This window comes from Aminobacter sp. J44, from assembly GCF_007829415.1.
GTDB lineage: Bacteria > Pseudomonadota > Alphaproteobacteria > Rhizobiales > Rhizobiaceae > Aerobium.
In genome coordinates, this window is sequence record NZ_VLJG01000078.1 from 135,164 (window position 1) to 142,719 (window position 7,556).

The following is a 7,556-nucleotide window of genomic DNA, read 5'->3' on the forward strand; positions in this document are numbered from 1 at the left end:
TTCCTGCTTATCCAACCAGTCGAGCCTCTATCAGACCACGCAGCGAGTTGCCGACAAAGAGCTTGCGATGCCGCAGGTCGTCCGGGCGAAGGACCTGCTCGACGGTCCGGCCTTCCAGCAACAGCGCCTCACGCATCACGCCCTGCAGCAGCCCGCATGCGAGCGGCGGTGTTGCCAGCCTGCCGTCATCCAGCTCAACGAACACGCTGGTTATCGTGCCTTCGCACACCTCGCCCTTCTCGTTCAGGAGCAGGACGTCGTCGGCCTCATCGGCGGCAAATTCCGCCCGCGCCGCCTCGTAGGCAGAGCGCAGCGACGTCTTGTGCCGCAGTAGTTCATCGGAGGAGGCAAGCCTTGTCGAAGCAATGCGCAGCTTCCAGACAGTGCCTTCCGCCAACGGCGCGAACGGCTTTGCCTCAATCGTGAAGCTTCCGTCGGCTTCGAGGCCGACCCGCACCCGCTTAGGGGCATCGGCATCGCGCAGTTCCGCCGCAAGCGCCGCCTCAATCTCATCCGGGGAGAAGGCAAAGCCAAGCGCCCGCGCCGACCGCGCGAGGCGCGCGAGATGGAGATCCTTGCGGACGAGGCCCTCTTTAGGCTCGAAGCGCAGCGTCTCGATCAGATGGAAGCGGGCTTTTCCCCCGTCGCGAACCGGCCCTTCAGCAGGCATTCTTCATATTCTCCTTCGGCGGTGGAATCGAACACCACGCCGCCGCCGACATTGTAGACGGCTCGTCCCTCGGGGTAGAGCGAGATGGTCCGGATGGCGACGTTGAACTGCATCCGCCCGTCTGGTGCCAGCCAGCCGATCGCCCCGCAATAGACGTCGCGCGGCCCGTCCTCAAGCGCGCGCAGGATCTTCATGGCGCTGATCTTCGGCGCGCCGGTGATCGACCCGCACGGGAACAGCGCCGCGAGGATGTCGCGGAACTCCAGCCCCTCGATGAGCCGCGCCTTCACGAGGCTGACCATTGTGTGCACCGTCGCGTAGCTCTCGACCCGGAACAGCTCCGGCACGTCGAGCGTCCCGACCTCGCTGATGCGCGAGATGTCGTTGCGCAGGAGGTCAACGATCATCCGGTTTTCGGCCTGGTTCTTCGGATCGTTGCGCAGAAATTCGCGCAGCGCCTCGTCTTCCTCCGGCGTCTTGCCGCGCGGAGCGGTGCCCTTCATCGGCAGCGTCTCGATCCAGCGGTCGCGCGAGACCTGGAAGAACAGCTCCGGCGAGCGCGACAGCACCACCGGCCCGTCGAGGTCGATGAAGGCCGAATGGCGCACCGGCTGCTTCTGGCGCAGCGCGCCGAAGATGGCGAGCGGATCGCCCTCCCAAGAGGCTTCCACCGGGAAGGTCAGGTTGCCCTGGTAGCAGTCGCCCTGCGCGAGATGCTGGTGCAGACGCTTAAATCGCTCGGTGTACTTGGCCCGGGACCAGGTCGCGCGCGGATTGGCGATCGACGCGTTGGTCGGCTCGTCGAGGTTGAGGTCTGCGACGTCCGTGGGCTCGGCAGGCCCGTCGAACACGCCGAAGCACAACAGCGGCGCGTTGCGCTTTTCCGGCATCGACGACAGCAGCGCTGGGTCGAGCAGGTAGCCCGCCTCGTAGGACAGATACCCCGCTGCCCACTTTCCAGAATTGCGGGCTTCTTCGACGCGCGCCAGCGCCGGCAGGAACTCCTCGGGCTCCCAGGCGACGATCACCTCTTGCGGCTTGGCAAACAGCAGCTCGCTGCCATCCAGATCATTCCGGAAGCAGGCAATCGATCGTCTGGGATACATGAGCGTAGTCCGAATTCAGGCCGGCTGCTGGTCCATCGCCTCAAGTTCGTCGATCAGCCCTTCGATCATGGAAAGGCCCCTGCCCCAGAACGCGGGGTCCGACGCATCAAGACCGAAAGGAGCCAGAAGCTCGGAATGGTGCTTGGTGCCGCCAGCCTTCAGCATGTCGAAATACTTGTCCTGAAAGCCTTTGTCTGCCTGCATGTATACAGCAAAGAGCGAGTTCACAAGACAGTCGCCGAACGCGTACGCGTAGACGTAGAACGGCGAGTGGATGAAGTGCGGAATGTAGGCCCAGAAGGTCTCGTAGCCGTCGCGCAACGCGATTGCCGGCCCGAGGCTCTCTGCCTGGACGTCGAGCCAGTGCTGGCCGATCCGCTCGCTCGTCAGCTCGCCGCTACGGCGCTCGGTGTGGATGCGACGCTCGAACTCGTAGAAGGCGATCTGGCGCACGACCGTATTGATCATGTCCTCCACCTTCTGCGCGAGCATCGCCTTGCGCTCGCGCTTATCGGTCGTGCGGTCGAGCATAGAGCGGAAGGTCAGCATCTCGCCGAACACCGAAGCAGTCTCGGCAAGCGTTAGCGGCGTCGAGGCCATTAGTGCGCCCTGCTCGGCGGCCAGGACCTGGTGGACACCATGGCCGAGCTCGTGCGCGAGCGTCATCACGTCGCGCGGCTTGCCTTGATAGTTGAGCAGCACATAGGGATGCGCCGACGGTACGGTCGGATGCGCGAAGGCACCCGGAGCCTTGCCCGGGCGCACCGGCGCGTCGATCCAGTTCTTGTCAAAAAAGCGCTGGGCAATCTCCGCCATGCGCGGGTCGAATTTGCCGTAGGCCGACAGCACCGTCTCGCGCGCGTCGTTCCAGCTGATCGTCGCCTTGGGCGTCTCCGGCAGCGGCGCATTGCGGTCCCAGTGGTTCATCTGCTCCATGCCGAGCCACTTCGCCTTCATCGCGTAGTAGCGGTGCGACAGCTTCGGATAGGCGCTCTTCACCGCCTCCGCCAGCGCGTCGACCACTTCGCGCTCGACGCGATTGGCGAGGTGCCGCGAGTCCGCGATGTCCTGGAAACCGCGCCAGCGGTCGGAGATTTCCTTGTCCTTGGCGAGCGTATTGGTGATCAGCGTGAACAGGCGGATGTTCTCGCGGAAGGTCGTGGCGAGTGCTTCCGCCGCCTCCCGGCGCACCGCCTCGTCCGGGTCCTGCATCCGGTTGAGCGTAGGCTCCAGCGCGAGCTTTTCTCCGCCGATGTCGAAGCGCAGACTGCTCATCGTCTCGTCGAACAGGCGATTGAAGGCGCCACGCCCGGTAATCGACTTTTCGTGGAACAGCTGCTCGATGCGGTCCTCGAGCTGGTACGGCTTGTCCTTGCGCAGATCGACGACCCACGGCTTGTAGTGCGCGAAGGTCGCATCGGCCTCAAACGCGGCATCCACCAGCGCGTCGTCGATCTGGTTAAGCTCGAGCGTGAAGAACAGCAGCTTGGCGCTCGCGTCGGTGAGCTTCTCCTGCACGTCGCCGTAGAACTTGGCGCGGACGGGATCCGAGGTGTCGGCCGTGTAAAGAAGGCCGGCATAGGAGCCAATGCGGCCGAGCAGATCGTCCAGCGCCTCATACTCCTTCAGCGCCTGGCCGAGGCCGCCGGAGGCCGCATTCTCGGCCGCTTCCTTCAGCTTGCCCTTCCACCGTGCCTCGAAGGCAGCCGACTCGTCGGCCGCGCGGCGCAGGTCTTCCTCCAACTCCGGCGCGTCGATGCCGGAGTAGAGGTCGGCGAGGTTCCATTCCGGCAGCCCCTCGGTCGCTTCGCTTGTCGCAGCAGCCGAGGTGGAGGGTGCGGCAGCGCCGCGGGCCAGTGAGTAGTCGTTGAGATGCAGCATTCAATCCGCTCGCATGATTCGAATTTTAGTCAGGCCGGCAACCAGCCGTTCACCGGGTTTCTTGAGCCGGTGTTCAGACCTCTGTGCCATGTTGAGCCAACTCGTTCGTTTCAGCCTAGCGATATTCTACGAAAGTTCCATGGCCCGATCCGTATTGATAGTCGATGACGATCCCGTGCAGCGACGGCTCCTCGAAGCTGCCGTTACGAAAGCTGGCTATCAGGCAGTGACAGCGGACAGCGGCGAGGCAGCGCTTGCGGCGTTTGAACGCGGCGCCGACATCGGCGTCGTCATCCTCGACCTCGTCATGCCCGGCATGGATGGTCTCGAGGTCATCAAGCGGATGCGCGAGCGCGACATCGAGCTTCCGGTCATCGTCCAGACCGCCAAGGGCAGCATCGACACAGCGGTGTCGGCAATGCGCGCCGGCGCGTTCGACTTCGTGGTCAAGCCCGCCTCGCCAGAGCGGCTTCAGGTTGCCGTCAGCAACGCATTGAAGGTCGACAGCCTCGGCGGCGAGGCGAAGCGCGCGCGCAAAAGTGCCGCCGGGACGCTGACCTTCAACGACATCGTCACCGGCAGCCCCGCGATGCAGCGAGTGATTTCACTCGCCCGCAAGGCAGCCGGCTCCAACATCCCGATCCTGATCGAAGGCGAATCCGGCTCGGGCAAGGAAGTGATCGCCCGCGCGATCCAGGCCGAAAGCGACCGCCGCTCGAAGGCCTTTGTTACCGTCAACTGCGGCGCGATCCCGGACAACCTGGTCGAGAGCATCCTGTTTGGCCACGAGAAGGGCTCGTTCACCGGCGCGACCGAGAAGCACGTCGGCAAGTTCGTCGAGGCGAACGGCGGCACGCTGTTCTTGGACGAAATCGGCGACCTGCCGCTCGACGTGCAGGTCAAGCTTCTGCGCGCGGTGCAGGAAGGCGAGGTCGATCCCGTTGGCGCGCGCCAAACCGTCAAGGTCGATATCCGCCTCATCTCGGCAACGCACCGCAATCTCATGCAGCGCGTCGAGGAAGGTAAGTTCCGCGAGGACCTGTTCTACCGCCTCAACGTCTTCCCGATCTACGTGCCCCCGCTGCGCGAACGGCGCGAGGACATCCCGGCGCTGGTGCAGCATTTCATTTCGCGCGTTGGCCCCGCTGAGGCGCGTGGGCGCATCACCGGCATCACTCCGGGAGCGCTCTCCATGCTCAAGGCCTATGACTGGCCGGGCAACATCCGCCAGCTGGAGAATGCGATCTTCCGCGCGGTCGTGCTGGCCGAGGGCGAACTGCTGACGGAAAACGAATTTCCGCAGATCAGGGCGCAGGTCGACGGTATCGACGTCTCGGCTTACGAAACGGCCCCTGCCCCCGCGCCGGAAGTCCGTTCTCATGCCCCTGAGGTACGTTCTCCAACCCAGCCACACGCACAACCGGAAGTGGCACCGCAGCCTTCGTCAGATGACGCAGCAGCTGACGCACCCTTCGGCTTCATGCGCATCCTCGACGCCCGCGGCCACCTCAGAACCCTTGAGGAAGTGGAGCATGAGATGGTCCGCCGCGCCATCGACCACTACAACGGTCAGATGAGCGAAGTGGCCCGCCGGCTCGGCATCGGCCGTTCGACGCTCTATCGCAAGTTGAAGGAAATGGGCATTGCACCCGAGGAGGAACGCAGCGAGCGCGTCGCCTGAAAGGGCCGAACTGACGCAGCGCCTGACTGGCTTTTCACCCGTTTAGGGTCTGTTTACCATAACATCGCTTGTGGACGCTCGCCACGATATCGCCACTGTCTGTCCGCAATCATGCTACACTAAGCAGTGATTAACCATTAAGGATGATAGTCGGGCTTAACCATACCGAGCCCGCGATTTTTCCGGGGACCAGTCAACAGCCGATAGGCGACGCGTTTTGAGCATTCTTGACCGACCTGAGGATCTGCGTTCGAACAAGGGGAAATCCCGGCTTAACAAGCTGGGAGGATTGGCGGTCGCCATCCTGATCTCCTTCGGTGCCGTTTCGAACGCCGCTGCAGAGACCCGAACCCTCAAGCTCTTCTTCATTCACACGAAGGAACGAGCGGAGATCACCTTCAAGCGCAACGGGCGCTACGACAAGAAGGGTCTCGAACAGATCAACCGCTTCCTGCGCGACTGGCGTCGAAATGAGCCGGCTCAGATGGATCCCAAGCTCCTGGACCTCGTCTGGGAAGTCTATCAGGCCGTCGGCGCGCGTGATTACATCCACGTCGTATCCGCCTATCGCTCCCCTACCACCAACGCCTCCCTTCGCAGCCGCTCGTCCGGCGTGGCTGAAAACAGCCAGCACATGAAGGGCAAGGCGATGGACTTCTACATTCCGGGCGTGAAGCTCTCGACGCTGCGTGCGGCGGGCTTCAAGGCCCAGGTCGGCGGCGTCGGCTACTATCCGAAGTCCGGTGCACCGTTCGTCCATCTTGATACCGGCAACGTCCGCTCTTGGCCGCGCATGAGCCGCCAGGAACTGATGGCCCTGTTCCCGGACGGCAGGACGCTGCATCTGCCGGCGGACGGCAAGCCGCTGCCCGGCTACCAGCAGGCGCTCGCCGAGTACAAGTCGCGCAAGAAGGCGCCCGCCAATATCCAGCTGGCCAGCACCGACACCGGTTCGTCGCGCGCTTCTGCCGGCTCGGGCAATGGCCTGCTGAGTGCGCTGTTCGGCGGCGGCAACCGCAACAACAACGAGGAGCGCGCTGCTGCTCCGGCCCGCAAGCCGGCTCCGGCCGCTCCGGTCCGCGAGGCCGCCCCGGCCCCGGTCGCAACGCCTGCACCGCAGCAGGAGACGATCATCGCCGCTCTGCCTGAGCGCAACGCCCCGGTTCCGGGTGCTGCTCCGCGTCCGATGCTGGACGTCGGCGCGAAGCCCGCACAGCCGATCGTTCCGGGCATCGCGGTTGGCGCCACGGCCGCTGCGCCTGAGCCGCAGGCCGAAGTCGGCCCGGTTCTCGCCAATGTCCCGGTTCCGACCCGCCGTCCGGAGTACGCACCTGAGGTTCAGGTCGCCGCTGCGTCCGACCTGCCGATTTCGGCAATCGCCGCAGAACGCGCCCCGACGGGTGGCTCGGAGGCAATCGCCGAGATGCTCGCCATGTCCGCAGCCGATGCTCGCGCTGGCGTCGTGATCAGCAACGTCCCGATCCCGACCAGGCGTCCGGCGCTCGACACGGATCAGGTTGCCTCGGTGACGCAGGTAGCCGCGGCTTCGACCGATGGCGACGTGTTCGCGCTGGCTGCCCTGCCCGAGACCCGTTCGGCAGCTCTTGGCCAGCCGGCAGTTGAGATTCCGCCGGCACCGCAGCCGGACGAGCGCATGGCAGCTCTCTCCGAGAAGCCGCGCGTTGCCCCGATTGGCCGCGAGCTTGACTCCGGAGTTCGCACCACTGCCAAGGCGCCGCGTCCGCAGCCGGGCAGCACGAAGCAGAACTCGCAGGCAAAGGTCGTTCCGCTCGACCAGACTCTGGTCCGCTGGGCCTTCCGCCGCGACGTCGACGTCAACTCGGCCGGCGGCACCACCAACGGCGAAGCCTACAATGTCGTCTGGAGCGCTCCGGAGACCGTCTACACCGTTGGCTTCCAGCAGAACCCGGACGTCAATCCCAACCGGTTCACCGGCAAGGCTGTCACCTTCATGTCGGTGGCGCGCTTCCCGACCGAGAAGAACTGACGGAACACCACGCCCCGGAAAACAAAAAGGCAGCGAATTCGCTGCCTTCAGACTGCTGACAAACCTCTGGCTTCGGCCGGAGGKTTTTGATTCAGTGRGGCATGTTGAAGAAACCTGCTCCAGTTCAGACGGCGATCGAGATGGTGACGCTCGAGAGCCTTGTTCCAGCAGATCACCTGCTGCGCAAGATCGACGCGGTGATCGACTTCT

5 protein-coding genes are annotated in these 7,556 nt (G+C 64.4%); 2 read left to right on the forward strand and 3 right to left on the reverse strand.

Annotation, left to right across the window (positions count from 1 at the left end):
* Window positions 1-7: 7 nt before the first annotated feature.
* The 3 genes from L610_RS19390 to L610_RS19400 are packed head-to-tail and all read right to left on the reverse strand — an operon-like array spanning window position 8 to window position 3,657.
* Complete coding sequence (locus tag L610_RS19390; protein WP_051473173.1) at window positions 8-670, reverse strand: aminotransferase class IV family protein; 663 nt, start codon at window positions 668-670, stop codon at window positions 8-10.
* Window positions 619-1,776: an aminodeoxychorismate synthase component I gene (locus tag L610_RS19395; protein ID WP_024847911.1), complete on the reverse strand. Its 1,158-nt coding sequence runs from the start codon at window positions 1,774-1,776 to the stop codon at window positions 619-621. The genes L610_RS19390 and L610_RS19395 overlap by 52 nt, the downstream gene beginning before the upstream one ends.
* A gap of 15 nt (window positions 1,777-1,791) precedes the next feature.
* Complete coding sequence (locus L610_RS19400) at window positions 1,792-3,657, reverse strand: M3 family oligoendopeptidase (protein ID WP_024847910.1); 1,866 nt, start codon at window positions 3,655-3,657, stop codon at window positions 1,792-1,794.
* Between the two features lie 139 nt (window positions 3,658-3,796).
* On the opposite strand from L610_RS19400, the gene L610_RS19405 reads away from it, so the two are divergent.
* Both L610_RS19405 and L610_RS19410 read left to right on the forward strand, forming a co-directional pair.
* Entirely contained in the window at window positions 3,797-5,338 is a 1,542-nt protein-coding gene (locus tag L610_RS19405; RefSeq protein WP_024847909.1) for a sigma-54 dependent transcriptional regulator, read from the forward strand.
* Between the two features lie 217 nt (window positions 5,339-5,555).
* Complete coding sequence (locus L610_RS19410) at window positions 5,556-7,346, forward strand: DUF882 domain-containing protein (protein WP_246659062.1); 1,791 nt, start codon at window positions 5,556-5,558, stop codon at window positions 7,344-7,346.
* Window positions 7,347-7,556: the final 210 nt, after the last annotated feature.